Here is a 25635-nt window from a genome sequence, read left to right on the forward strand (position 1 = left end):
CGCGCCGCGCCCGACCCGAACCACCCCTGTGGATAACTGGTCCAGTCCACTGCCGGGACCGGCCCGTGCCCGCCTCGTCCGGCGCGCGCCCGCCGCGCCTCGACCACCCGCGGGCACGCGCCCCAACCGCCCGCGGGCACGCGCCCCGGCCACCCACGGGCAAGGGGCCCTACGCCCGCGAGACGACGAACCAGCGGGCCGGCAGCTCGACCCGTGAGCCGTCCGGCCACTGCTCCGTCTGGGCCAGCGCCGTCGGGCCCTCGGCGAGGATCTCCAGCCCGGCCTCCGCCAGCACGTCCGGAACCTCCTTGTCCGCCGCGTCGGCCGGCCGCAGCCCGTGGTCGAAGACCCGGCGCAGCTTCAGCGGCGGACCGCCCGGGCTCGCCGCCAGCTCAGCCAGCACGGCCTTGGACTCCGCCGTCAGCTCCACGACGAACCCCCGCCCGCGCCGCCCCAGCAGCGTGGCCACCGCCTCCGCGACCGGACGCCGGTCGGCGGCCTCGCTCTGGTGGATGACGGCGCGCATATACACATTGGCGTCGCCGAGCCGCCGGGCCAGCTCCGCCACCCCGGCCGCGTCCGTCAGGCTCAGCTGCCGGTACTCCGCCGCGCCCGCCGGATCGGCGCGCCGCGCATGCTCCACCGCGGCGCGGGACAGATCGACGCCCACCGCCGGTCCGAAGCGGGAGGCCAGATAGCGGGTCTGGGTGCCGTTGCCGCAGCCCAGGTCGACGATCGGCAGCGAGGGGTCGGCGTACGGCGCCAGCAGGTCCAGATGCGGGGCGGCGCTCAGCGAGGGATCCGCGTCCCAGATGGCGTCCCCCGGGGCGTCCGAGGTCTGCTGCCAGTAGCTCTCCCACGCCTGCCGGTAGCGCTCCGAGACGCTCATCGCCGCTCCCCTGGGTGTGCCAACGCCTGCTCGAACCACAACGTTTTACCGCGCCCCGTGCGACTCGTACCCCACTCGCGCGCCAGTTTGCTGATCACCCGCAGCCCGCGCCCGCTCTCGTCGTCCCGGTCCGCGCTCAGCAGCGCCGGCAGTTCGTGGTCGTCGTCGGTGACCTCGCACAGCAGGGCGTCGGTGCGGACCAGGCGCAGCCGCACATGGTGGGTGTGGGCATGCCGTATCGCGTTGGTCACCGCCTCGCTCACCAGAAGCTCGGCGGTCTCCACGGACTCCGGCAGCCCCCACCGCAGCAGCCGCTCGCGGACCAGCCGGCGGGCCCGGCCGACCTCGCTGGGGTCCAGCGCGAGCCGCCACTGGGCGACATGCTCGGCCGGTATGCCGCCCAGCCGGGCCATCAGCAGCGCCACGTCGTCCTTACGGCCGCCACGGCCGTCCTTGTCCCGGGAGGCGGCGGCCAGCGCCCGGATGATGGTGTCGCACGCGTCGTCCATGGACGCCGCCGGATGCGCAGCGGACTCGCACAGCGCGGCGATCCCGGCGCCGATGTCCTGGCCGCGCACCTCGACCAGGCCGTCCGTGCACAGCACCAGCCGGTCCCCGGGCTCCACCCGCACCGTCACCGTCTCGAAGGGCACCCCGCCCACGCCGATCGGCGCACCGGTCGGCAGGTCCAGCAGCTCGCTGCGGCCGTCCTGGGCCCGCACCAGCACGGGCGGGATATGGCCCGCGTTGGAGAGCACCAGCTCGGAGCTGACGGGGTCGTAGACGGCGTACAGACAGGTGGCCAGATAGTGCTCGCCGAGCCGCTGGGCCAGGTCGTCGAGGGTGCGCAGCAGTTGGGCGGGCGGCAGATCGAGCGCGGCCATGGTCTGCACGGCGGTGCGCAACTGCCCCATCATCGCCGCCGAGGTGAGCCCGTGTCCCATCACGTCGCCGACCACCAGCGCGGTGCGCGACCCGGGCAGCTTGATGGTGTCGAACCAGTCTCCGCCGACCCTGCCGAGCCGGGTCCCGGGCAGATAGCGGGTCGCGGTGTCGCAGCCCGCCATGCGCGGGGTCACCTGGGGCAGCATGCTGTCCTGGAGCGTCTCGGCGACGTTCTCCTGGTAGGTGTACATCCGGGCGTTGTCGAGGACGAGACCTGCGCGGGCGGCCAGTTCGGCGCCGGTCGTGCGGTCCATGTCGTCGAACGGCTCACGCCCGGGGCGCCGCAGCAGCACCATGAAGCCCAGCACCACATCGCGCGCCTTGAGCGGCACGATCAGGATCGACCGGCCGTTGATCAGCGGTCTGAGGTCGCGCTTCTCGAACTGCCCGGCGATCCGGTCGCCCACCTCGTCGCTGATGTAGGGGATGAGCACCGGCTCGCCCGTGACCATGCACTGGAAGAACGGGGTGTGCTCGGGAAACGCGATGCTCTCACCGACCGGCACGGTGTCGTCCCAGCGGCCCGGTTCGTCGTTGTGCTCGACCCAGACGCGGTGCCAGACGGTGGTGACGTCGGGCGGGCCGTCGGGAAACCCCTCGCCCGCCAGGACCTGGGCGCGCAGATGGGTACCGGCGAAGTCGGCGAAGCGCGGGACGGCGGCGCTGGTCACCTCGCGGATGGTGCGGGCGAGGTCCAGGGAGGTGCCGATGCTGCCGCTGACCTCGTTGAGGAACTCCAGCCGCTCACGGACCGCCGCGTACTCCAGGTCCACCTCATCGGGGTCCAGCGACCGCTCGGAGGCGTGCGCGCGATCCGGTGCGCCGTCCGTCGTGACCGCGCGCCGCAGTACGGCCTCCTGACGCGCCCGGCGCTCGCGGTAGCGGGGCATCCCCCAGTCCGGCGTCACCGGGACGCGCTCGTGGTGGCTGATCTCCAGTACCGGATAGCCCAGTTCCAGCACCTGGGCGACGATCCGGCCGGCCGTGGCCGGGCCCATGTTGGGCAGGATGTCCGGCAACCGTCCGGCCAGCCGTTCGGCGCCGGAGAATTCGGTGTGCAGCGCGAAGCCGGGTGCGATCCGCTCGTCCTGCCCCAGCGCGTCCCCGCCCACTCCATTGGCGTCCGCGGCCAGTACCAGCAGCCGCTCCGGCCCGGGGCCCACCAGCGGATACGCCCACCACAGGACGTCCGCCCGGCCATGCGCCGGGTCCGCCATACGGGCCCGGCCCGCGGTGGGGTAGTACATGGTGCCGAGCAGCGAATCGTCGAGCTCGGGGTGGCCCGTCGCGTCGGTGCGCACCTCCGCGCCGCGTAACGCCCCCGAGACCGGCATCAGGTCGACGGCTGGGCAGCCGACGGCCTGTTCGCGTGTGGGGCCGAAGAGCCTGCGGGCCCCCGAACTCCAATGCGTGACGCGCCCTTCGGCGTCGATGACGACGACCGCGAGCGGCATCCTCCCGTGGACACCCCTGCGCTGCTCCGGCACCGCGGGCGGCTCGCCCCGGCCGTCGTCGCAGCGCGACGTGCCGTACTCCATAGGCGGAAGACTCCTTCGCACGCAAGATCTGCGACAGCGCTACCCACGGTACGGCTGTTGCGGACGTCCGCGGGAGCCAATACCCGAATAGGTGTCATGTGCGGGTACGTGCGAAGGAGGCCGCCGCCGGGAGGCGTCGCGGCGTCTCCCGGCGGGGCTCCGGGCCTAGTCCTCGTAGCCCAGTTGGAGATCACGCTCCGTACGGCCGCCGCCCGCGACCTGGAGGACCGTCGCCACCGGCGGGTAGCCGGCCGCGATGACCGTGTACTCGCCCGCCGACAGGTCGATGAAGCGGAACGCGCCGTCCGGGCCCGTCGTCGCCGTGTCGACCACATTGCCCGCCGCGTCCAGCAGCGTGACCCGGGCGTCCTCCACCACCCGGCCGCCGGTGGCCCGGACGACCCCGCGCAGGACCGCGCCACCGGCCAGTTCGATGTCCTGCCGGGTCTCGCGGGCGGCCTGGACGGAGACGGGGAGGGCCGCGGGGCGGAACGCGGGGGCGCTGGCGGCGAGGGTGTATTCACCCGCCACCAACTCGTCCATCACATAGCCCCCTTCGCGGCCGCTGCGGGTGGACGCGACGACCTCGCCGCGCACATCCGTCAGGGTGACGGTCGCCTCCCTTACGGGGGTGCCGTCCGCCGTAAGGACGGCACCGGCGAGCCGCCCCGCCCCGCCGAGGACCACGTCCAGGTCGACCGGCCGGTCCCCGACGGTGACGCTGACCGCCCGCGGCTGGTGGCCGCCGGCCGCCGCGATCAGGACATACGATCCGGCGCCGGGCGTGCTCAGCGCGTACCGCCCGTCCTCCCCGGTGGCACCGCGCCCGATCTGGCGTCCGCCGATGTCGATGAGGGTCAGGGCCGCCCGAGGGACCGAGGTGCCGTCGTGGTGCTGGACCGTGCCGCAGACCGGGACGCCCGCGGAGGGTGGCGGCGCGGAGGGCGCGGCCGCCGCGGCGTGCCGGGCGCCCGTGCGCGCGGCCGGCACCACGGGGTCTTGCAGGTCTTGCTGGACGGCATAGTCGGTGTGGGACACCAGAGGTTTCTCCTTCAGGAGGAAGGCGAGCAGGAAGCCCAGGACGAGCACCGGCACGAGATAGAGAAAGATCCGCGGCATGGCGTGGGCGTACGCCGCGATGTAGCCGTCCCGCAGGGCGCCCGGCATCGCGTGCACCATCTGCGGGGTGACCGAGTCGGGGTCGGGCAGACCGGATCCGTCGCCGCCGCGCCCGTACGCGGCTCCAGAGGGCAGGTCGACCTCGAGGCGGTCGGCGAGCCGGTTGGCGAAGAGCGTGCCGAAGACGGCCGCGCCGACGCTGCCGCCGATCTGCCGGAAGTAGTTGTTGGCGCTGGTGGCGGAGCCGAGGTCGGCCGCGGGCACGGCGTTCTGCACGGCGAGGATGAGCACCGGCAGGACGAGCCCGAGGCCGAGCCCGAGGACGCCCATCCACAGGCTGTAGTCCTGGCGGGAGGTGTCCTCCTCCAGCCGGGAGAGCAGCCACATGCCGACGACGGAGATCAGCCCGCCGACGATGGGGAAGACCTTGTAGCGGCCGGTGGCGCTGATGAGCTGGCCGGAGATGATCGAGGCCAGCACCATGCCGCCCATCATGGGCACCATCAGCAGCCCCGACTCGGTGGCCGAGACGCCGTCGACCATCTGCAGGAAGGTCGGCAGATAGCTGGCCGCGCCGAAGAGGGCGACACCGATGACGGCGCCGATCAGCCCGCTGACGCAGAAGACCGAGTCGCGGAACAGCCGCATGGGGATGATCGGTTCGGGGACGACGCACTCCACGACGACGAAGAGGACCGCAGAACCCGCCGCCCCCAGGGCGAGCCCGAGGATGACGCGGGAGCCCCATGCGTACTCCGTGCCGCCCCAACTCGTCAGCAGCACCGCGCAGGTCGAGAACAGCGACAGGAACAGTGCGCCCAGGTAGTCGAAGCGCGCCCGCCGCGGCGGCTCCGGGACCTTGAGGACGGCGGCCACGACGGCGAGGGTGACCATCCCGAAGGGGACATTGACGTAGAAGCACCAGCGCCAGGAGGCATGGTCGGTGAAGAACCCGCCGAGCAGCGGCCCGGCCACCGAGGCGAGGCCGAAGGCGGCGCCGATGAGCCCCATATAGCGGCCGCGTTCCCGAGGCGGAACAATATCGGCCATGATCGCCTGGACGCCGATCATCAGACCGCCGGCGCCCACGCCCTGCACCGCCCGGAAGGCGATCAGCTCGTCCATCGTGCGGGACCAGCCCGCGAGCGCGGATCCGGCGACGAAGACGACGATCGCGAAGACGAAGACGCTCTTACGGCCGATGAGGTCGCCCAGCTTGCCGTAGACCGGCAGCACGATGGTGACCGCGAGGAGGTAGGAGGTGACGGTCCAGGACATCTTGTCCAGGCCGTGGAGTTCGCCGACCACCTCGGGGAGGGCGGTGGCGACGATGGTCTGATCGAGGGCCGCGAGCAGCAGCGCGAGCATCAGCCCGAAGAAGACCATCCGCACCCGGGCCGGGCTGAGCGGGGCGGGCGCCGGGGCGGCGCCCGCCACCGGAGGCGGCGCCGCGCCCGCGCCCCCGGCCCCGTCGGTTCCGTCGTCGGTCGCGTGGGCGGGAGGGCCCGCCGGTTCGTACCCCCCGTGCCGCTCGTGGCTCTCTCGCCGCTTCGGCACGGTGGCCCCGGTGGTCCCGGTGGTGCCGCCCACGTCCTTCTCCCCTCGTCACGCCTGCGCCGCCCATTTCTCGCATCACGCGCAACCAGGGGCAAACAGCGACGAATCACCGACGAGGGGCTGTAGACGGCATTCCCCCCGGTGGGAGTGTGTGCGGGGGGTATGCCGGACCGCGGAGAAAACCACCCGAACCGGTGAGTGCGACGTTTGGTCCGGGGGACGGGATCAGGGCGTGCCGAGCGCTACTGGGCGGTCTCGGCGGCGAGCTTGGCCAGCAGTTCGTCGTAGATCCGGGCCAGCCCCTTGGGGGCGAAGGTCCGCTCGAAGAAGCCGCCGATGCCGCTCGCGCCGGTCCAGGTCGAGGTGACGACGACCCGCGACTTTCCCTCACCCGCCGGGGTGACGGTCCAGGTGGTGACCATGGAGGAGTTGCGGTCCTTCTCGACCAGCCGGCCGTCGCTCGGCTCGGAGACCTCCAGCAGGCAGTCGCGCACCCGCTTGCTGGTGGCCTGGAGCTTCCAGTGCACAACGGTGCCCTCACCGTCGCCGCCCTCGCGCACCTCGTACTCGCTGAACTGCTGCGGAAGCAGCCGGGGGCGGGCCTCGCGGTAGTCAGCGAGTGCGTCGAACACGTCCTCGGGCTTACCCGTGACGATCCGCTCCGTGGTGGCCTCGACCTGGCCCATCGCATGTCCCTCCGCGCTCGACGTGGCGCCCCCAGCCCGTGACGCCTTGACGAGCGCAAGCCAACCACCTCGGGGTCACCCGCCCAAATCGGGGGTTGACGAAAACCAATCAAACATGTGTTCTATTGTGGTAACGAGCGAGACCCGGAGGTGCCTGCGATGCGCTGGGACAACCTGACCCGAGACGACACATCGGCCACCCCGGCCCTCTTCGCCGCGGACGCGGTGACCACCCGTACCTTCGACACCCCGGAGTTCCGCGGGATCACCTTCCACGAGATCCGGGCGCGCTCGATCATCAACCGGGTGCCCGGGGCCTCCCGGATGCCCTTCGAGTGGACGGTGAACCCGTACCGCGGCTGCACCCACGCCTGCGTCTACTGCTTCGCGCGCAAGACGCACAGCTATCTCGACCTGGACACCGGGATCGGTTTCGACTCCCAGATCGTGGTGAAGACCAACGCGCCGGAGCTGCTCCGCCGCGAGCTGGCCTCGCGCCGCTGGGCCGGTGAGCACATCGCCATGGGGACCAATGTGGACTGCTACCAGCGTGCCGAGGGCCGGTACCAGCTGATGCCCGGCATCCTTACGGCGCTCGTGGAGCGCGCCAACCCGTTCTCGATCCTCACCAAGGGCACGCTGATCCTGCGCGATCTGGAGCTGCTGCGGCGGGCGTCACGCGTCACCGACATCGGCGTCTCGGTCTCGGTCGGCTTCACCGACGGCGAGCTGTGGCGCACCGTCGAGCCGGGCACGCCCTCGCCCGAGCGGCGCCTGGACGTCGTACGGACGCTGTCCTCCCACGGGATCCCGTGCGGCGTGCTGATGGCCCCGGTGATCCCCTTTCTCGGCGACTCCCCCGAGCAGTTGCGCGCCACCGTAAGGGCGATCGCTCAGGCCGGAGCCACCTCCGTGACCCCGCTGGTGCTCCATCTGCGCCCGGGCGCCCGCGAGTGGTTCACCACCTGGCTCACCCACCACCACCCTCGGCTGCTGCGGCGGTACGACGCGCTGTACGAGGGCGGCTCCTACGCGCCGAAGTGGTATCAGCGGCGGATCACCGGGATGGTCCATGACTTCGCCGCCGAGTACGGCATCGGCCCGTACGCGGCGGGCGCGCACCGCAATGTGCCGGAGGAGCCGGAGGAGCCGGACACCCGGGCCGACTCACCGCCGGCGCCCGCCCAGCTGTCCCTGCTGTGAGCAGGCGCGGGTGAGCATGCGCGCACCGCCGTGAGCACACGCGCCCCGCGGCGGGCGGTGTCCCTGCTGCCCCTCACGGCACGCGCGCCTCACCCACCTTCTCCGCCGCGCCGCCCTTGCCCGCCGGTTCCGGGGCGCCCCCACCCGTGACGGCGCCCTCGCCGGTGATGCGGGCCAGGGCGGCGGCGGCCGCCGCGCTGAGGCGTATGTGCTGGGCGGCGGCGGTCAGCGCCGGGATGGCGCGCTCGTCGCCGATCGCCCCCAGACCCTCGACGCAGGCGCGGGCGATCGCCCAGTGGCGGTCGCGGGCCCCCAACTGCCGTTCCAGCGCGGCGACCAGGGCCGGTACGGACTCGGCGGCCCGCAGCTCCACCAGCAGCCGGATGGGGTGCAGGGAGTACGCGGTGCGCAGCGGGTTCGTGGCCAGGGCGGCGGCGGCCCGCGCGGTGCGCGGATCGCCGAGGCGGGCCAGCACCCGGGCTGCGGTCGCACAGCGGGCCGGCTCGCGGTAGTTGAGCAGGAGGACCAGGGTTTCGAAGGCCCGGCGGTCTCCTGCGCTGCCGAGCACGAAGGCGGCCGTCTCACGCGCCCACAGCGGCTGCTCCGGCGCTACCAGGATGCGGGCCAGCTGTTCGCGCGCGGCGGGGGTGCCCTGACGTACGAGCGCGAGCAGCGAGGCATGGGCCGCCGTTTCCTGCGGGGTTGAGAGCGAGGCCCGTACCCGCTCCGTCAGCGTCCGGAATTCTTCGTCCATACGAGGTCTCCCCTCCCCGGTGGGCCGCGCCCGGGCACGGCCGCACTTTGAGCTCTGGCATCTTGGTTACCCGCGAGTTAATATGGCGACACGAGCAGCACCCCTGCTCCGGCGGCCTGGTGACGCAGCCGCCTTGTGTGACGTCGGTTCGGCAGTTCCAGAAAAGCGAGTACGGCATGGCCCCGGGACAGGGCCGGCCGCGTGTCTCCCACGGGCAGTTTCCTCCGTGCGGCGCTGTCCGTAAGGGAGCGTGCAAGCCCTTCCATCGGGGATTTGTGTCAGCCGCGTCAGCCCCCCGCGCATGCGTGGCGTGAACGGCATCAGTGGCATGACACGAGCTCCCCTCAGTCGTCACTTCATCCCCGTCCACGGGGAACACCCTCTGGAGTCCGCGATGGACCGTCTCCCACACACCGGCGTCAGCACTGCGTCCCCCTCTGATCTCTCCCCCTCCCGGGCCCCGCTCACTACTGTCACCGTCGTCGGGCTCGGCACGATGGGCACCGGCATCGCCGAAATCCTGGCCCGGGCGGGCCGCGAGGTGATCGGCATCGACATCAACGAAAGCGCCTGCCGCCGAGCCGTCACCGCGCTCGAGGTCGCCACCGCCCGCGCCGTGCACCGCGAGCGGATCACCGAGCGGGAGCGCGCCGGGATCCTCGACCGCTTCCGCATCTCCACCGATCTGCGCGCCGCCGCCGACGCGGAGCTGGTGATCGAGGTGGTGCCCGAGGACTACGACACCAAGCACGAGGTCTTCGCCGAGCTGGACACCGTCATCAGCCCCACGGCGATCGTCGCGACCGGCACCAACGCGCTGTCGGTGACCCGGCTGGCCGCCGAATCCGCCCATCCGGAGCGGGTCTTGGGCCTGCACTTCTTCAATCCGGCGCCCGCGATGAAGCTCGTCGAGATCGTCTCCAGCGTGCTGACCGCCCCCGCGGCCGTCGAGGCGGTCACCGCGCTCGCCCGCGATCTGGGCAAGGAGCCGGTGGCGCTCGGCGACCGGCCCGGATTCGTCGCCGACGGGCTGCTGTTCGGCTATCTCAACCAGGCCGCCGCGATGTACGAGGCCAAGTACGCGGCGCGGGAGGACATCGACGCCGCGATGCGCCTCGGCTGCGGGCTGCCGATGGGGCCGCTGGCCCTGCTCGACCTGATCGGCATCGACACCGCCCGCACCGTCCTGGAGGCCATGTACGCCGCCTCCGGCGACCGGCTGCACGCGCCCGCGCCGATCCTGGGGCAGCTCTCCGAGGCCGGTCTCACCGGCCGTAAGGCGGGCCGCGGCTTCTACACGTACGAGGCGCCGGGCAGCGCCACCGTCGTCCCGGACGCCGCGACGGCCGAGGTGCGGCACTCCACGGAAGGGGCGCGTCCGGTGCGCGCCCTGGGCGTCGCCGGCTCGGGCACGATGGCCTCCGGGATCGCCGAGGTCTTCGCGAAGGCGGGCCTGGAGGTGGTGCTGGCCGGCCGGACCCTGGAGAAGGCCGAGCGGGCCAAGGCCCGCATAGGGAAATCCCTGGAAAGGTCGGTGTCCAAGGGGCGGATGACCAAACGGGCCCGGGAGCAGGCGCTGGAGCGGATCACCGCGGCCGATGCGCTCGACGCGTTCGCCGAAGTGGATCTGGCCGTGGAGGCGGTGGCCGAGGATCTGGTCGTCAAGCAGGAGCTCTTCAAGGTGCTCGACAAGGTCTGCAAACCCGGTGCGGTGCTGGCGACGACCACCTCCTCGCTGCCGGTCGTGGCCTGCGCACGGGCGACCTCGCGCCCGCAGGACGTGGTGGGCCTGCACTTCTTCAACCCGGCGCCCGCGATGAAGCTGGTCGAGGTGGTGCGCACCGTGCTGACCGCGGACGATGTGCGCGCGACCGCGCACGCGGTGTGCGCGGCGGTGGGCAAGCATCCGGTGGACTGCGGCGACCGGGCGGGCTTCATCGTGAACGCCCTGCTGTTCCCGTACCTCAACAACGCCGTGAAGATGGTGCAGGAGCACTACGCCACCCCGGACGCCATCGACGCCGCGATGAAGCTGGGCGGCGGCTATCCGATGGGCCCCTTCGAACTGCTCGATGTCGTGGGGCTCGATGTGTCGCTCGCCATCGAGCGGGTGCTGCACCGGGAGTTCCGTGAACCGGGCCTGGCGCCGGCGCCGCTGCTGGAGCATCTGGTGGCCGCGGGGTGCCTGGGGCGCAAGACCGGGCGCGGCTTCCGCGAGTATGCCAAAGCCTGAATTCTGCTCCGGGTGGGGCGGACCGTCTGAGTCCGGTTCCGGGTGGGGCGGGCTGCTGGAGCCTTCCGTCGGTCTGCCCCCGCACCGGCACTCACAAGCGTGTTACGTTCCCCACATGTCCCAGCCCGTGAAGGCCACGCGTACGGAGCGTACGAAGCGATCCCCCTCATCCGGTGGCGGTGAGAGCGCGGGAAGTCGCCGCGCCGCGGCTCAACGTCTGTCCATGCGCCGCAAACTCGCGGCCGCGGCGATGGAGTTGTTCGCGACGCAGGGGTACGAGGCGACGACCGTCGATGAGATCGCGGCCAGGGCGGGAGTGGCCCGCCGTACCTTCTTCCGGCACTTCCGCTCCAAGGAAGAGGCGATCTTCCCGGACCACGACGACACCTTGGTGCGGGCGGCGGCGGTGCTGGACGCGGCACCTCCGCATGAGCACCCCCTGGACACCGTGTGCCGCGGGATCAAGGAGGTCATGCGGATGTACGCGGCCGCGCCGACCGTCTCCGTGGAGCGCTACCGGCTGACCCGCGAGGTACCGGCGCTGCGGGAGCGGGAAATCGCCTCGGTGGCCCGCTACGAACGGCTGTTCACCCGCTATCTGCTGGGCCACTTCGACGAGGGCGCCCACCACGACGGCGACGACGATCCGCTGCTGGCCGAGGTCGCCGCGTCGGCTGTGGTCACGGCCCACAACCATGTGCTGCGGCGCTGGCTGCGGGCGGGCGGCCAGGGCGATGTGGAGTCCCAGCTGGACCACGCCTTCGCGATCGTCCGCGAAACCTTCGGGAGCGGCATCGGCGCCCGCCCCATCCCGTCCGGCAGCCGCCCCGCGGCGACGGTGTCGCCGACGGACGAGGACGAGGTGGTGGTGATGGTGGCGCGGACGGACGCGCCGCTGGCCGAGGTGATGCGCACGATCAAGGAAGCGCTGAAGCGGTAGCGCTCTGGCGCTTCGGGTTCGCCGGTCCGGGGCCGCAACTCCCGGACCGGGTGGCCCGCGTCATGGGCTGGGGTGGCCCGCCCGTGCGGATGTGGTGGGTGCCGGGGGCGGGGCCTCCGGTGCGGCGCCCTGGACCGCATATTTACGGCGCCGGCGCCCGGGGGCGTGGTGTGGGCCGGGGATTGGCGCCACACATATGCGAAAGCGTCCAGGACACCACCCCTGCGGCCCCACCCCCTCCCGTCTCGCCGGCGACCGCGCCCTGGTGGCACAGGGCGCCCGCCCGTCCCGCGGCCGGCCCAGGGGCAGCACCGCGACCGGCCCGGGCGCAGGCGCAGCGCCGGCCCGGCCGTGCTGGCGCCGCCGGGCCGGGCCCCCTCGAGCCCAGTGGCCTGGGTCTTCGACCGGGGTGGCCGCGGCGGAGACGAGGGGCGGGGCCCGCCCCCCACAAGGCAGATCCCGCCCCCGCCGGGCCTCAGGCCCGGCTCGGCGCCGCCCCGGTGCCGTCGGGGCGGTGCGGGCGCGTCAGCCGGTCTTGGTCAGCTTGGCGGCGAAGCCGCCGTTCTTCGGGACGTCCACCGAGAGCCGCGAGTCCGGTGTGACCTCGTAGGTTTCGGTGACGACCTTGCCGTCCGGGCCGTCCTTCCACACCTCGATCCGCCAGCCGCCCTTGCCGAGGAAGCCCAGCGGCTCGTCCAGCGTGCGGGCCGCGCCCGAGGTGATCGCGCCCAGGTACCAGGTGTCGCCGGAGCGGCGGGCCAGGACGGCGCGGTCGCCGGGGTCGCCGTCGACCAGCCGCGTCTCGTCCCACACCGTGGGCACCTGGTTCAGGAACTTCAGCTCCGCCGGCCGGCTCTCGTACGACTCCACGCTGTCGGCGAAGTGCTGCACCCCGGACTCGTAGACGACCGAGAGCGCGAGTTCGGCCGCGTCGCTCGTGGGCCGTACGCCCGTGAAGGTCGCCGGTGTGAAGTCCATGGGTCCGATGAGGTTCCGGGTGAAGGGCAAGGTCGTGTAGTGCGCCGCCGGGAAGGGCTGGCGGCCCGGCTTGGGGCGGGTGCCCTCGGCGCCCTTGACCGCCTCGGTGCTCATCAGCTGCGGCCAGGTCCGCTCCTGGCCGCGCGGGATGGTGGCGCCGTGGAAGTTCAGCATCAGCTGGTTCCGGGCGCTGTCCTTGAAGACCGCGTCGTACCAGCGCATCCGGTCCTGGCCATCCGACTCCAGGAAGTCGATCTTCAGCCCGGCGATCCCCCAGGACTTCCACAGCGGGAAGAGCCGGTCGCGCTCGCTCTGCGCGTCGATCGTCTGCCAGCGGGCCCACAGCCAGACGCCGACGCCCTTCTCCTTGGCGTACGCGGTCAGCTCGGGCATCCAGGAGTCGCTCCAGCCGGAGTCCACCAGGATGTACTCCCAGCCCTCGCGCGCCGCGAAGTCCACGAACTTCTTCTGGGCGTCCAGGCTGGTCGGGCTCTGCCCGTCCGACCACCAGGACCACGCCGCCCGGCCCGGCTTGATCCATGAGGTGTCGGCGACCTTCGAGGGGGCGGCCAGATCGGTCGGCAGATCGCTCTCGGTGACGGTGGCGAGATCCCCGATGACCATGGTGCGCCAGGGCGTGGTCAGCCCGGGGCCGCTGACCTCGGCGGGGTCGGGGAGGGTGAGCTTGAAGCGGTCGGCGGCGGAGTCGAGGGCGAGCCGGGAGCCGCCGTACGAGCTGTTCAGATCCGCTTCCTCGATCAGCATCCAGCTCTTGCCGATGTGGAAGAGCGACGGATAGCCGTAGTCGCCCGCCTTGGCGTCGGCGACCTTGCCGTGGTCATGGGCGGATTCGTAGTCCTGGCGGCCGTTGTCGTACGGCAGGAGGAAGGAGTCGGCGGACGGCGGGACGGCGAACTCCGAGTGCTCGCCGAGGACGGTGACCGTCCCCTTGTCCGGCACTACATAGCGGTAGGCCAGCCCGTCGGCCGAGACTCGGATGACCACCTTCAGCGTCCGCCCGTCCTTGCGGAAGGTGAAGGTCGACTCGGAGGCGTCGGAGGTGTGATGGGTGCGGCGGCCAGTGGTGGTCGTATAGGTCTCGTGGACTTTACGGTCGCTGCGCCCCGCGAACCGCAAGCCCTTGCTGAAATCGGTCTCCGCGGTGCGGATACCCAAGCCCGACGGCCGCAGCACGGTGGTGGCGCCATGGCGTGCGGCCAGCGTCAGCTCGCCCTCGTTGCTCAGCCTGAGCTCGCCGCTGACCTGCCCTTTCCCGGCCAGCCGCCAGTCCTGCGCACGACCGTCCGATGCCGCCGCCGCCCGGAGCGGCACCAGCACGGCCGCCGCGCAGGCGAGCGCGGCCACGGCTCTGGTGACCTTTGATCGTGCCGTATGCATCGTTCCTCCTCGTTCACCGCATCTCGGTGCGGCGCTCGATACATCAGAGCAATCGCCTACCTTGACGCATCATTAGCCCGTTCCTACGCTCCCGTCTAGCCAAATCATCGGATCAATCTGATCGCTCCGGAGACGGGAGATGATGGGGATGCCAGTCAGCAGACGTGGGTTCCTGAGCCGGGTGGCGGCGGGCGCGGCCGCGAGCACGGCCGTCGGTACGGCCCTCCCCGAACAGGAGGCGGCCGCCCACCCACAGCAGTCGGTGGTCCTGCGGGGCATGCGCACCGACCGGGAGTGGGAGCGCTTTCTGGGCGGCCAGGATCTGGCCTGGAAGCGCTTGCCGAGAACCTGGTACGAGGGGCCCTTCCTGGGCAATGGGCTGCTCGGCTCGATGATCTATCAGGAGCCCGGGGAGAACGCGCTGCGCTTCACCATCCACCACAGCGAGGTGCAGGATCACCGGCCCGCCGAAGGCGGCAGCGACTGGGGCGTGGCACGGCTTCCGGTCGGCAATCTGCTGCTGCGCCCGGTCGGCGCCATCACCGGCGTCGATCTGCGGCTGGATCTGTGGAACGCCGAGCTGCGCGGCACGATCACCACGGACAAGGGGAAGCTGAAGCTCCGCGCCCTGGTGCACAACGACCGCACCATGCTGCTGGCCACCGTCGAGGCGAGCGCCGGCGAAGAGGGGTTCCGCTGGGAGTTCAAGCCGTCACCGGCGATCAGCCCGCGCATCGTCCGCGAGGATCCGCCGAAGGGCTTCGAGCCCAACCCGGCCCCGGTCACCCGCACCGAGGACGGGCTCGGCATCACCGTCCAGTCGCTGGTGGCGGGCGGGCAGACGGTGAGCGCGTACCGGCAGCGCGGCAGCGGCCGGGAGCGCACGTACTACCTGGCCGTGGCGCACTCCCACCCCGGTACGGACGCGGAGGGCCGGGCCCGGACCACCGTGCGCAAGGCGTCGGCGCTGCCGGTCTCCAGCCTGCGGCGCACCCACTACGAGTGGTGGCACCGCTTCTACCGCAAGAGCTTCATCTCGTTGCCCGACGGGATGCTGCAGAGCTTCTACTGGATCCAGCTCTACAAGCTGGCCTGCGCCGCCCGTGAGCACGCCCCCGTCATGGCCACCACCGGCCCGTGGGTGGAGCCGACCCCCTGGCCCGGCGTGTGGTGGAACCTCAACGTCCAACTGGAGTACTGGCCCGTCCACGGCTCCAACCACCTGGAGCTGGACGCGATTCCGCGCACTCTCGCCGAGAACACCGATGTGCTCATCGGCGGTCTCAAGCCCGAGTACCGCGCCGACTCGGCCGGGCTGCGCCGCTCCACGGACGCGCAGTGCGAGGACAACGGCACGGTCCCGGTGCCCGGCGTCGGGGACTCCCCCGAGGTCGGCAATCTGCCCTGGGCGCTGCACAACGTCTGGCTGACCTACCGCCACACCATGGACCGGGGCGTGCTGGAGGATGTGCTCTATCCGCTGCTGCGCCGCTCCACCAACTACTACCTGCACTTTCTCACCGAGCAGTCGGACGGCAGGCTGCATTTGCCGAAGACCTTCTCCCCCGAGTACGGCGCGGCCCCGGACTGCAACTACGACCTGGCGCTGCTGCGCTGGTCCTGCCAGACCCTGCTGACGACGGTCGAGTTGCTGGGCAAGGACGATCCGCTGGTGCCCAAGTGGCGCGAGGTGCTGGAGAAGCTGGTCGACTATCCGGTGGACGAGAACGGCTTCATGATCGGCACCGGTGTCCCCTTCGCCAAGTCCCACCGCCACTACTCCCATATGCTTTCGGTCTACCCGCTCTACCTGGTCAATTGGGACCAGCAGGAGCACCGGGACCTGATCGCCCGCTCGCTGAAGCACTGGATCAGCTTCGAGGGCGCGCTGCGCGGCTACAGCTTCTCGGGCGCGGCCTCGATCTCGACCCAGATGGGGCGCGGCGATGACGCGCTGAAATATCTGCGGGAGCTGGTGGCGCGGTTCATCCAGCCCAATACCCACTACTACGAGGCGGGTCCGGTGATCGAGACCCCGCTGTCGGGTGCGCAGGCGATCCACGACATGCTCTGCCAGAGCTGGGGCGGGACCATCCGCTTCTTTCCCGGGGTGCCGGGCGAGTGGAAGGACGTCACGCTGCACGACTTCCGCACCGAGGGCGCGTTCCTGGTCAGCGCGGTGCGCACGGGCGGCAGGACGCGCTGGGTGCGGGTGCGCAGCCTGGCCGGGGAGCCCTGCCGGATCCGCCACTCGATCGGCGGCCGGGTCGCGGTCGCCGGGGTCGGCGGCCCCGCGCCGAACTGGCGTGACCTGGGGAACGGCGAGATCGAGCTGGAGCTGGGCCGGGAGGACGAGGCGGTCGTCTACCCGGCCGGCCCGCGGCCGGACTTCCGGGTCGCCCCGGTGAAGGTCACCACCCCGGCCGAGCCCTGGGGCCTGCCGGAGCTGCCGCAGGCGGGCGCGGTCACCCAGGTCGATCTGACCGGACACTTCGACAACGACGCCATCACCACCGAGATGTACTACGGGGACGGCGACTTCGACGGTACGGGCCGCACCTATCCGATGGCACAGCTGCCGCAGACCGGGCAGACCGAGGACGACGGGATCACCTTCGCGTTCACCAACGGCAGCGAGGGCTCCGACAACAACGTGATCGCGGCGGGCCAGAAGGTCGCGGTCCCGGCGGGCAGCTACACGAAGCTGCATGTGCTGGGCGCGGGCGACACCGGCAATGTGTCCGTGCCCGCCGAGGCCACGTACGCCGACGGCTCCACGGGCGCGCTGACCATCCAGCTCACGGGCTGGACGTCGGGCCCGGCGTACGGCGAGACGGAGGCGGTGCGGACCAGCCAGATCCACACCCGCACCGGCCCGTTGGGCACCAAGGCCGCGATCTTCCACCAGTTGGTGGAGCTGGACCCGGCCAAGGAGCTGTCGGCGATCACGCTGACCGCCCCCTCGGGCACCGCACGGGCCCATGTCTTCGCGCTCTCGCTGGAGAAGAACGACTGACGAAACACACCTAACCGCACACCCATAGTGACGGCCGCCCCATCCCGGGGCGGCCGTCATTGCTCATGTGTGCAGCCGAGATGACAACTGAGGGAATTTGTTGGCACGCAGTGTCTTGCGAGGTGGCACAGCGTGCCATACCGTGAGTGGAGTCCGGGCGGCCGGCGCACTGCCAACCTTCGTGCGCCGGCTGTCCCCGCAAACCGCTTTGTGCGCCCGGACAACGCCTGCGTCACCAGGCAACCGGCGCCACCCGCGCCGCATCGAGCACCACCTCCGCCGAACCGACGGCACCGCATCAGCATCACCCGTCACGAGCCCAGCGTTCCCTCAGGCGTCCCCCCTGGACGCCTCGCCGGAGGCACCGATGAACGAGATACTTGACGCGATCCTGGCGTCGGACACAGCACCCGAGGACTTCGCGGCACTGCGCATCCCCGAGTCGTACCGCGCGGTGACCGTGCGCAAGGACGAGGCCGAGATGTTCGCGGGCCTCACCACCCGGGAGAAGGACCCCCGCAAGTCGTTGCACGTGGACGAGGTGCCGGTGCCGGAGCTCGGCCCCGGAGAGGCACTCGTCGCCGTGATGGCCAGCTCGGTCAACTACAACTCCGTGTGGACCTCGATCTTCGAGCCGCTGCCGACCTTCGGTTTCCTGGAGCGGTACGGCAAGCTCTCCCCCCTGGCCAAGCGGCACGATCTGCCGTACCACATCATCGGCTCCGACCTCGCGGGCGTCGTGCTGCGCACCGGCCCCGGTGTGAACGCCTGGCAGCCGGGCGCCGAGGTCGTCGCGCACTGTCTGTCGGTCGAGCTGGAGAGCTCCGACGGCCACAACGACACCATGCTCGACCCCGAACAGCGCATCTGGGGCTTCGAGACCAACTTCGGCGGGCTCGCCGAGATCGCCCTGGTCAAGTCCAACCAGCTGATGCCCAAGCCCAAGCACCTGAGCTGGGAGGAGGCGGCCGCCCCGGGCCTGGTCAACTCCACTGCCTACCGGCAGCTGGTCTCCCGTAACGGCGCCGGGATGAAGCAGGGCGACAACGTCCTGATCTGGGGCGCGAGCGGCGGGCTCGGCTCCTACGCCACCCAGTTCGCGCTGGCCGGCGGCGCCAATCCGATCTGCGTGGTCTCCTCGCCGCAGAAGGCCGAGATCTGCCGGCGGATGGGCGCCGAAGCGATCATCGACCGCACCGGCGAGGACTACGCGTTCTGGAAGGACGACGGCACCCAGGACCCGCGCGAGTGGAAGCGGTTCGGCAAGAAGATCCGCGAGCTGACCGGCGGCGAGGACGTGGACATCGTCTTCGAGCACCCGGGCCGGGAGACCTTCGGCGCGTCCGTCTATGTCACCCGTAAGGGCGGCACGATCGTCACCTGCGCGTCGACCTCCGGCTACACCCACGAGTACGACAACCGCTACCTGTGGATGCAGCTGAAGCGGATCATCGGCTCGCACTTCGCCAACTACCGCGAGGCGTGGGAGGCCAACCGCCTGATCGCCAAGGGCAAGATCCACCCGACGCTGTCCAAGACCTACCGGCTGGAGGACACCGGACAGGCCGCGTACGACGTCCACCGCAACCTCCACCAGGGCAAGGTCGGCGTGCTGTGCCTGGCTCCCGAGGAGGGCATGGGCGTGCGCGACCAGGCGATGCGCGAGCAGCACATCGACGCCATCAACCTGTTCCGTGACGACTCCTCGGAGCGGACCATCAAGCACAGCCGGGACATCTGATGAGTGGCACACCCCGCCCCAAGGACCGGCCCTGGCTGATGCGCACCTACGCCGGGCACTCCACCGCCGAGGCGTCCAACGAGCTGTACCGGCGCAACCTGGCCAAGGGCCAGACCGGGCTCTCGGTCGCCTTCGACCTGCCCACCCAGACCGGCTACGACCCCGACCACATCCTCGCCCGCGGCGAGGTGGGCCGGGTCGGGGTCCCGGTCTCACATCTGGGCGACATGCGGCGGCTGTTCCAGGAGATCCCCCTGGAGCGGATGAACACCTCCATGACCATCAACGCGACCGCGATGTGGCTGCTGGCGCTGTATCAGGTCGTCGCGGAGGAGCACGGCGCGGACATCGGCAAGCTCCAGGGGACGACGCAGAACGACATCGTCAAGGAGTACCTCTCGCGCGGTACGCATGTCTTTCCGCCGGGCCCGAGCCTGCGGCTGACCACGGACATGATCGCGTACACGGTGAACCACATCCCCAAGTGGAACCCGATCAACATCTGCAGCTACCACCTGCAGGAGGCCGGAGCCACTCCGGTGCAGGAGATCGCCTTCGCGATGTCCACGGCGATCGCCGTCCTGGACGCGGTGTTCGCCTGCGGCCAGGTTCCCGAGGACCGTAAGGGCGACGTGGTGGCCCGGATCTCCTTCTTCGTGAACGCGGGCGTCCGCTTCATCGAGGAGATGTGCAAGATGCGCGCCTTCGGCCGCATCTGGGACCGGATCACCCGTGAGCGGTACGGCATCGAGAACCCCAAGCACCGCCGGTTCCGCTACGGCGTCCAGGTGAACTCGCTCGGCCTGACCGAGGCCCAGCCGGAGAACAACGTCCAGCGCATCGTCCTGGAGATGCTGGCCGTCACCCTCTCCAAGGACGCCCGCGCCCGCGCCGTCCAGCTCCCGGCCTGGAACGAGGCGCTGGGCCTGCCCCGCCCGTGGGACCAGCAGTGGTCGCTGCGCATCCAGCAGGTCCTCGCCCTGGAGAGCGATCTGCTGGAGTACGACGACATCTTCGAGGGCTCCCATGTGATCGAGTCCAAGGTCGCCGCGCTGGTCGAGGAGACCGAGGCGGAGATCGAACGGATCGAGAAGATGGGCGGGGCGATGGCCGCCGTCGAATCCGGCTACCTCAAGGCACAGCTGGTGGCCTCGCACTCCGAGCGCCGGGCGCGGATCGAGGCGGGCGAAGAGAAGATCATCGGCGTCAACTGCTACGAGTCCACCGAGCCCAATCCGCTCACCGCCGATCTCGACACGGCGATCATGACGGTGGACCCGGAGAACGAGGCGCGGGTGGTCTCGGCCCTGCACGCCTGGCGTGAGCAGCGCGACGAGGGCCCCGCCCAGGAGGCCCTCACCGCCCTCCGTAAGGCCGCCGCGGGGACCGAGAACCTGATGCCGGCGACCCTGCGCTGCGCCCGCGCGGGGGTGACCACCGGGGAGTGGTCCTGGGCGCTGCGCGATGTCTTCGGCGAGTACCGCGCCCCCACCGGGGTCGGCGGCGCGCCCCTGGCGGTCGCCACGGAGGCGGGCTCCCTGCTGTCCTCCGTCCGCGAGAAGGTCGAGAAGACGGCGGCCGAGCTCGGCGGCGGCAGGCTGCGGCTGCTGGTCGGCAAGCCCGGTCTGGACGGGCACAGCAACGGCGCCGAGCAGATCGCCGTACGGGCCAGGGACGCCGGTTTCGAGGTGGTCTACCAGGGGATCCGGCTCACCCCCGAGCAGATCGTCTCGGCGGCCGTGGCCGAGGATGTGCACTGCGTCGGGCTGTCCATCCTGTCCGGTTCGCATGCCGAGCTGGTGCCGGACGTCCTGGAGCGGCTGCGCGACGCGGGCGCCCAGGAGATCCCCGTCATCGTCGGCGGGATCATCCCGGCCACGGACGCGGCCGCGCTGCGGGCCGCGGGTGTCGCCGCCGTTTTCACCCCCAAGGACTTCGGTATCACGGAGATCATCGGCCGTATTGTCGATGAGATCCGCGCCGCGAACACGCTTCCCCCTCTGGAGGTTCTCGTATGACCGCCCCCGCCCGCGCAGATTCCCGCCCGTCGCCCACCACCGCCCTCAGTCGACCCCGCCGCTCCTGCCTGGCCGTCCCCGGCTCCAATCCGCGCTTCCTGGAGAAGGCCCAGGGACTCGCGGCCGACCAGGTCTTCCTGGACCTGGAGGACGCCTGTGCGCCGCTGGCCAAGGAGGACGCCCGGCACACCATCGTCAAGGCGCTGAACGAGGGCGACTGGACCGGTAAGACCCGGGTGGTGCGGGTCAACGACTGGACCACCCACTGGACGTACCGGGACGTCATCACGGTCGTCGAGGGCGCGGGCCCCAACCTGGACTGCATCATGCTGCCCAAGGTGCAGGACGCCCAGCAGGTGATCGCGCTCGACCTGCTGCTCACCCAGATCGAGAAGACGATGGGCTTCGAGGTCGGGCGGATCGGCATCGAGGCGCAGATCGAGAACGCCAAGGGCCTGGTCAACGTGGACGAGATCGCGGGCTCCTCGTCGCGTCTGGAGACCATCGTCTTCGGCCCGGCCGACTTCATGGCGTCCATCAATATGAAGTCGCTGGTCGTGGGCGAGCAGCCGCCCGGCTATCCGGCGGACGCCTATCACTACATCCTGATGCGGATCCTGATGGCGGCCCGCACCCATGACCTCCAGGCGATCGACGGCCCCTACCTCCAGATCCGGAACGTGGACGGCTTCCGCGAGGTGGCCGGGCGCGCGGCCGCCCTCGGCTACGACGGCAAGTGGGTGCTCCACCCCGGCCAGGTGGAGGCGGCCAACGAGGTCTTCTCGCCGTCCCAGGAGGACTACGACCACGCCGAGCTGATCCTGGACGCCTATGACTACTGCACCTCGGCGGAAGGCGGCATGAAGGGCTCGGCGATGCTCGGCGACGAGATGATCGACGAGGCCAGCCGCAAGATGGCCCTGGTCGTCGCGGGCAAGGGCCGCGCGGCCGGGATGACCCGTACGTCCACCTTCCAGCCCCCGGAGGCATGAGCCATGCAGTTCGGCCGTACCTATGAGGAGTTCACGGTGGGCGACGTCTACCGGCACTGGCCGGGGAAGACGGTCACCGAGTACGACGACCATCTTTTCTGTCTGCTCACCATGAACCACCACCCGCTGCACATGGACAGCAACTACGCCGAGAAGACGACCGATTTCGGCAAGAACGTGGTGGTCGGGAACTACATCTACTCACTGCTCCTGGGGATGTCCGTCCCCGATGTCTCCGGAAAGGCCATCGCCAATCTGGAGGTCGAGTCGCTACGGCATGTCGCACCCACCTTCCACGGCGACACGATCTACGGCGAGACGACGGTCCTCGACAAGACGCCGTCGAAGTCCAAGACGGACCGGGGCATCGTGCATGTGGAGACCAAGGGCTACAAGCAGGACGGCACCCTGGTCTGCATCTTCCGGCGCAAGGTGATGGTGCCGACCGCCACGTACATCAAGGAGCGGGGCGGCGAGCAGCCGGGCCGCCCGGAGCTGGGAGAGCAGTGATATGAGCCGCCTGGCGCAGACCGAGGGCCTGACCGACATCCAGCGGGAGATCCTCTCCACGGTCAGGGATTTTGTCGACAAGGAGATCCTGCCGGTCGCGACGGAACTGGAACATCGCGACGAATATCCGACCGCGATCGTCGAAGGGCTGAAGGAGCTCGGCCTCTTCGGACTGATGATCCCGGAGGAATACGGCGGTCTGGGTGAGTCACTGCTCACCTACGCGCTGTGTGTGGAGGAGATCGCACGCGGCTGGATGAGCGTCTCGGGCATCATCAACACCCACTTCATCGTGGCCTACATGCTCAAGCAGCACGGCACCGAGGAACAGAAGGAGTATTTCCTTCCCAAGATGGCGCTGGGCGAGATCCGGGGCGCCTTCTCGATGTCGGAGCCGGGCCTGGGCTCGGATGTGTCGGCTATCACCAGCAAGGCGGTGCGGGACGGCGACGAGTACGTCCTGAACGGGCAGAAGATGTGGCTGACCAACGGCGGCACCTCCACTCTGGTGGCGGTCCTGTGCCGGACCGGTGACGCCCAGGAGGGGGTCGCGCCGCACAAGGCGATGACCACCTTCCTGATCGAGAAGGAGCCGGGCTTCGGCGAGGTCCGGCCCGGTCTGACCATCCCCGGCAAGATCGACAAGATGGGCTACAAGGGCGTCGACACCACCGAGCTCATCATGGACGGACTGCGCATTCCGGCCGATCGGGTGCTCGGCGGGATGCCGAACCGAGGTTTTTACCAAATGATGGACGGAGTCGAGGTCGGCCGGGTGAATGTGGCCGCCCGCGGCTGTGGTGTGGCGCGGCGCGCTTTCGAGCTGGGCGTTGCATACGCGCAGCAGCGGCATACCTTCGGTAAGCCGATCGCGCAGCACCAGGCCATCCAGTTCAAACTGGCCGAAATGGGAACAAAGGTCGAGGCGGCCCATGCGATGATGGTCAATGCGGCCCGGAAGAAGGATTCCGGCGCGCGCAACGACCTCGAGGCGGGAATGGCCAAGTACCTCGCGTCGGAGTACTGCAAAGAGGTCGTGGAGGACGCCTTCCGCATCCACGGCGGGTACGGCTTCTCCAAGGAATACGAGATCGAGCGCCTCTACCGAGAGGCGCCGATGCTCCTCATCGGCGAAGGTACCGCCGAGATTCAGAAAATGATTATTGGACGGAGGCTCCTGGAGGAATACCGAACCCAAGACTGAACGTCCCTTTTGGGGTGGTATCCGAGAGAAGAAGGTCACACCGCGCCGAGGGTCTTCGGTCACTGACCAGCCACCGACAGGCCCCGGCGCTTGCCCAGTTACCGCTCGCAACCGATACCATCCGGGAAAGCCGCCGTCCCCAGTCTTGCGTCGCGGCATCCTCCGCTACGAAGGTCATCCATGCCCCACAGCCAATCCTCTGCACAACGCGACAGCCCGGTCGGTGTACGCCTCGCGCGCGGAGCATCGCCGTGGCTCCTCCCGACCGTCGCCACCGCGGCGGTCAGTCTTGCTCGGGCCCGCCGCTCCGGACGCTGGGCGGCAGTCGCCGTGCCCGCCACCGCGCTCGCGGCGGGCATGCTGTGGTTCTTCCGCGACCCCGAGAGAGAGATCACGCAAGGCCGTGTGATCTCGCCGGCCGACGGTGTGGTGCAGAGCATCATGCCGTGGAAGGACGGGCGCACCCGCGTCGCCATCTTCATGAGCCCGCTCAATGTTCACGTCAACCGCGCCCCGCTGGCCGGCACCGTGACCTCCGTGGAGCACATCCCCGGCGGCTTCGTTCCCGCGTTCAACAAGGAGAGCGAGAACAACGAGCGGGTCGTCTGGCACTTCGACACCGAGCTCGGCGACATCGAGATGATCCAGATCGCCGGTGCGGTCGCCCGGCGTATCGTGCCCTATGTGCCACAGGGCACGAAGGTCGAGCAGGGTGAGCGGATCGGTCTCATCCGCTTCGGCTCGCGGGTCGACATCTACCTCCCCGAGGGTGTCGATGTCGCGGTCGAGGTCGGCCAGGCCACCACCGCGGGGGTGACACGCCTTGACCGTGATTGATCCCGACACACAGGCCGCCTGGGTCCCCGAGGCCGAGGTGGACGCCGTCGACGAGACGGACGACATGCCGCTGTCGACGCGACTGTCGATAGCCGACACGCTGACCCTGGGCAACGCCACCTGTGGCTTCCTGGCGGTCTACTTCACCACCACCGGCGTCCTCATCCCGCACCTGACGGGCAGCGAGGACGGCGGGATGACCCGGCACAGCGCGGCGTCGGCCGTGATGCTGATGCTGCTCGCCTCCGTCTTCGACCTCTTCGACGGACTGGTCGCGCGGAAGCTGCGCAGCTCGGCGATGGGCGCGGAGCTGGACAACCTCTCCGACCTGATCAGCTTCGGCCTGGCCCCCGCGTACTTCGTCCTCGTCTGGGGCATGGTCTCCGACGACGCGTATCAGCGGGTCTCGGTGGTGGGCGCGATCGTGGTGCTGCTGGCGGTGGTGCTACGGCTTGCCAGATTCTCCTGTGTCACGCTGCGTGACGGCGTCTTCCAGGGCATGCCGAGCCCCTTCGGCGCCCTGACGGTGGTCTCGGTGGTCCTGCTGGGCCTGCCGTTCGTGCCGACGCTGCTCGCGATCATCGGCGTCGCCTGGCTGATGGTGAGCCGGGTGGAGTACCCCAAGCCGCGCGGCCGGCTCGCGGTGGCCATGCTCGGCTGGATCGTCACCAGCATGGCGCTGCTGGCGGCCTGGGCCTTCGAGGCCCCCGGCGGCGAGCTGCTGCTCCAGTCGGCCTGCGCCCTGCAGGTCGTCATGGGCGCGGTGATCCCCCTCTTCGCCACGGCCCGCCGGGTGAACGCCTTCCGCGACAACCGCCGCGAGGCGAGGGCAGCGCAGCTGCCGTAGCGGCCTTCGGCCGCACCTGCCGAATGGGGTGGGCCCGAGCATTGCGCTCGGGCCCACCCCATTCGCCGTTCCCGGTGCGTCGCGCTCCGGCGGGAGCTTGGGCACGACGACGCCGGGTGGGCAGGCGCGGCCCGGGGCCGTGGTCTGCGGGCGCGTGGCGCTCGCGATGGCGGCCTGGGCGGCGCGGGCGTCCGCCGCGCCGACCGGGCGCCGGGCTCATGGGCCGAGGG

The 25635-nt window shown here is 70.6% G+C and carries 17 protein-coding genes; 11 read left to right on the forward strand and 6 right to left on the reverse strand.

The window, feature by feature from the left end; all coding sequences use genetic code 11:
* Positions 1 to 169: 169 nt before the first annotated feature.
* The 4 genes from ACFYOY_RS22215 to ACFYOY_RS22230 all read right to left on the reverse strand — a co-directional run bounded on the left by ACFYOY_RS22215 (position 170) and on the right by ACFYOY_RS22230 (position 6734).
* Positions 170 to 889 carry a class I SAM-dependent methyltransferase gene (locus ACFYOY_RS22215; RefSeq protein ID WP_351878488.1) on the reverse strand — a complete coding sequence of 240 codons (720 nt, stop codon included), beginning with the start codon at positions 887 to 889 and terminating at the stop codon, positions 170 to 172.
* Positions 886 to 3372 (reverse strand): SpoIIE family protein phosphatase, encoded by a 2487-nt coding sequence (locus ACFYOY_RS22220; RefSeq protein WP_351878491.1) that lies wholly within the window; start codon positions 3370 to 3372, stop codon positions 886 to 888. Before ACFYOY_RS22220 ends, ACFYOY_RS22215 begins: the two co-directional genes overlap by 4 nt.
* A 165-nt stretch (positions 3373 to 3537) precedes the next feature.
* On the reverse strand, positions 3538 to 5877 hold the full coding sequence (locus tag ACFYOY_RS22225) for an MFS transporter (RefSeq protein WP_388589215.1): 2340 nt from the start codon (positions 5875 to 5877) through the stop codon (positions 3538 to 3540).
* A gap of 413 nt (positions 5878 to 6290) precedes the next feature.
* Positions 6291 to 6734: an SRPBCC family protein gene (locus ACFYOY_RS22230; RefSeq protein ID WP_351878494.1), complete on the reverse strand. Its 444-nt coding sequence runs from the start codon at positions 6732 to 6734 to the stop codon at positions 6291 to 6293.
* Positions 6735 to 6893: 159 nt separating this feature from the next.
* On the opposite strand from ACFYOY_RS22230, the gene ACFYOY_RS22235 reads away from it, so the two are divergent.
* Positions 6894 to 7937, forward strand: a complete 1044-nt coding sequence (locus ACFYOY_RS22235; protein WP_351878497.1) for an Rv2578c family radical SAM protein — start codon at positions 6894 to 6896, stop codon at positions 7935 to 7937.
* A gap of 73 nt (positions 7938 to 8010) precedes the next feature.
* On the opposite strand, the gene ACFYOY_RS22240 is transcribed toward ACFYOY_RS22235, so the two are convergent.
* A complete protein-coding gene (locus tag ACFYOY_RS22240) occupies positions 8011 to 8691 on the reverse strand; it encodes a HEAT repeat domain-containing protein (protein ID WP_137967928.1) in 681 nt (226 codons plus the stop codon).
* Between the two features lie 394 nt (positions 8692 to 9085).
* On the opposite strand from ACFYOY_RS22240, the gene ACFYOY_RS22245 reads away from it, so the two are divergent.
* Together ACFYOY_RS22245 and ACFYOY_RS22250 are read left to right on the forward strand one after the other, a co-directional pair.
* Positions 9086 to 10924 carry a 3-hydroxyacyl-CoA dehydrogenase family protein gene (locus tag ACFYOY_RS22245; RefSeq protein WP_388589010.1) on the forward strand — a complete coding sequence of 613 codons (1839 nt, stop codon included), beginning with the start codon at positions 9086 to 9088 and terminating at the stop codon, positions 10922 to 10924.
* Positions 10925 to 11039: 115 nt separating this feature from the next.
* Positions 11040 to 11864: a TetR family transcriptional regulator gene (locus tag ACFYOY_RS22250; RefSeq protein ID WP_351878503.1), complete on the forward strand. Its 825-nt coding sequence runs from the start codon at positions 11040 to 11042 to the stop codon at positions 11862 to 11864.
* 525 nt (positions 11865 to 12389) lie between these two features.
* Here ACFYOY_RS22250 and ACFYOY_RS22255 read toward each other — a convergent pair.
* Positions 12390 to 14240: a glycoside hydrolase family 97 catalytic domain-containing protein gene (locus ACFYOY_RS22255; protein WP_388589014.1), complete on the reverse strand. Its 1851-nt coding sequence runs from the start codon at positions 14238 to 14240 to the stop codon at positions 12390 to 12392.
* 148 nt (positions 14241 to 14388) lie between these two features.
* Between ACFYOY_RS22255 and ACFYOY_RS22260 the strand changes: the two genes are divergently transcribed.
* From ACFYOY_RS22260 to pssA, 8 genes are all read left to right on the forward strand, one after another.
* Positions 14389 to 17256: a twin-arginine translocation signal domain-containing protein gene (locus tag ACFYOY_RS22260; protein ID WP_388589017.1), complete on the forward strand. Its 2868-nt coding sequence runs from the start codon at positions 14389 to 14391 to the stop codon at positions 17254 to 17256.
* A gap of 367 nt (positions 17257 to 17623) precedes the next feature.
* Positions 17624 to 18997, forward strand: a complete 1374-nt coding sequence (ccrA, locus tag ACFYOY_RS22265) for a crotonyl-CoA carboxylase/reductase (protein ID WP_351878512.1) — start codon at positions 17624 to 17626, stop codon at positions 18995 to 18997.
* Positions 18997 to 21015: a protein meaA gene (locus ACFYOY_RS22270; protein ID WP_351878515.1), complete on the forward strand. Its 2019-nt coding sequence runs from the start codon at positions 18997 to 18999 to the stop codon at positions 21013 to 21015. Before ccrA ends, ACFYOY_RS22270 begins: the two co-directional genes overlap by 1 nt.
* Positions 21012 to 22007 carry a CoA ester lyase gene (locus ACFYOY_RS22275; RefSeq protein ID WP_351878518.1) on the forward strand — a complete coding sequence of 332 codons (996 nt, stop codon included), beginning with the start codon at positions 21012 to 21014 and terminating at the stop codon, positions 22005 to 22007. Before ACFYOY_RS22270 ends, ACFYOY_RS22275 begins: the two co-directional genes overlap by 4 nt.
* A gap of 3 nt (positions 22008 to 22010) precedes the next feature.
* Positions 22011 to 22517 carry a MaoC family dehydratase gene (locus ACFYOY_RS22280; protein WP_078640333.1) on the forward strand — a complete coding sequence of 169 codons (507 nt, stop codon included), beginning with the start codon at positions 22011 to 22013 and terminating at the stop codon, positions 22515 to 22517.
* Position 22518: 1 nt separating this feature from the next.
* Positions 22519 to 23721, forward strand: coding sequence for an acyl-CoA dehydrogenase family protein (locus tag ACFYOY_RS22285; RefSeq protein WP_351878521.1), 1203 nt, complete (start codon positions 22519 to 22521; stop codon positions 23719 to 23721).
* A gap of 180 nt (positions 23722 to 23901) precedes the next feature.
* Positions 23902 to 24558, forward strand: coding sequence for a phosphatidylserine decarboxylase (locus tag ACFYOY_RS22290; protein WP_351878524.1), 657 nt, complete (start codon positions 23902 to 23904; stop codon positions 24556 to 24558).
* A complete protein-coding gene (gene pssA / locus ACFYOY_RS22295; protein ID WP_185929962.1) occupies positions 24545 to 25405 on the forward strand; it encodes a CDP-diacylglycerol--serine O-phosphatidyltransferase in 861 nt (286 codons plus the stop codon). Before ACFYOY_RS22290 ends, pssA begins: the two co-directional genes overlap by 14 nt.
* The last annotated feature ends 230 nt before the right edge of the window (positions 25406 to 25635 follow it).

The organism is Streptomyces sp. NPDC007875, from assembly GCF_042868035.1.
GTDB classification, from domain to species: domain Bacteria; phylum Actinomycetota; class Actinomycetes; order Streptomycetales; family Streptomycetaceae; genus Streptomyces; species Streptomyces antimycoticus.

Bases quoted from the DNA above. Each gene is read 5' to 3' on its own strand.
- ACFYOY_RS22215 (WP_351878488.1), bottom strand. From the start codon at position 889: ATGAGCGTCTCGGAGCGCTACCGGCAGGCGTGGGAGAGCTACTGGCAG.
- ACFYOY_RS22220 (WP_351878491.1), bottom strand. From the start codon at position 3,372: ATGGAGTACGGCACGTCGCGCTGCGACGACGGCCGGGGCGAGCCGCCC.
- ACFYOY_RS22225 (WP_388589215.1), bottom strand. From the start codon at position 5,877: ATGGTCTTCTTCGGGCTGATGCTCGCGCTGCTGCTCGCGGCCCTCGAT.
- ACFYOY_RS22230 (WP_351878494.1), bottom strand. From the start codon at position 6,734: ATGGGCCAGGTCGAGGCCACCACGGAGCGGATCGTCACGGGTAAGCCC.
- ACFYOY_RS22235 (WP_351878497.1), top strand. From the start codon at position 6,894: ATGCGCTGGGACAACCTGACCCGAGACGACACATCGGCCACCCCGGCC.
- ACFYOY_RS22240 (WP_137967928.1), bottom strand. From the start codon at position 8,691: ATGGACGAAGAATTCCGGACGCTGACGGAGCGGGTACGGGCCTCGCTC.
- ACFYOY_RS22245 (WP_388589010.1), top strand. From the start codon at position 9,086: ATGGACCGTCTCCCACACACCGGCGTCAGCACTGCGTCCCCCTCTGAT.
- ACFYOY_RS22250 (WP_351878503.1), top strand. From the start codon at position 11,040: ATGTCCCAGCCCGTGAAGGCCACGCGTACGGAGCGTACGAAGCGATCC.
- ACFYOY_RS22255 (WP_388589014.1), bottom strand. From the start codon at position 14,240: ATGCATACGGCACGATCAAAGGTCACCAGAGCCGTGGCCGCGCTCGCC.
- ACFYOY_RS22260 (WP_388589017.1), top strand. From the start codon at position 14,389: ATGCCAGTCAGCAGACGTGGGTTCCTGAGCCGGGTGGCGGCGGGCGCG.
- ccrA (WP_351878512.1), top strand. From the start codon at position 17,624: ATGAACGAGATACTTGACGCGATCCTGGCGTCGGACACAGCACCCGAG.
- ACFYOY_RS22270 (WP_351878515.1), top strand. From the start codon at position 18,997: ATGAGTGGCACACCCCGCCCCAAGGACCGGCCCTGGCTGATGCGCACC.
- ACFYOY_RS22275 (WP_351878518.1), top strand. From the start codon at position 21,012: ATGACCGCCCCCGCCCGCGCAGATTCCCGCCCGTCGCCCACCACCGCC.
- ACFYOY_RS22280 (WP_078640333.1), top strand. From the start codon at position 22,011: ATGCAGTTCGGCCGTACCTATGAGGAGTTCACGGTGGGCGACGTCTAC.
- ACFYOY_RS22285 (WP_351878521.1), top strand. From the start codon at position 22,519: ATGAGCCGCCTGGCGCAGACCGAGGGCCTGACCGACATCCAGCGGGAG.
- ACFYOY_RS22290 (WP_351878524.1), top strand. From the start codon at position 23,902: ATGCCCCACAGCCAATCCTCTGCACAACGCGACAGCCCGGTCGGTGTA.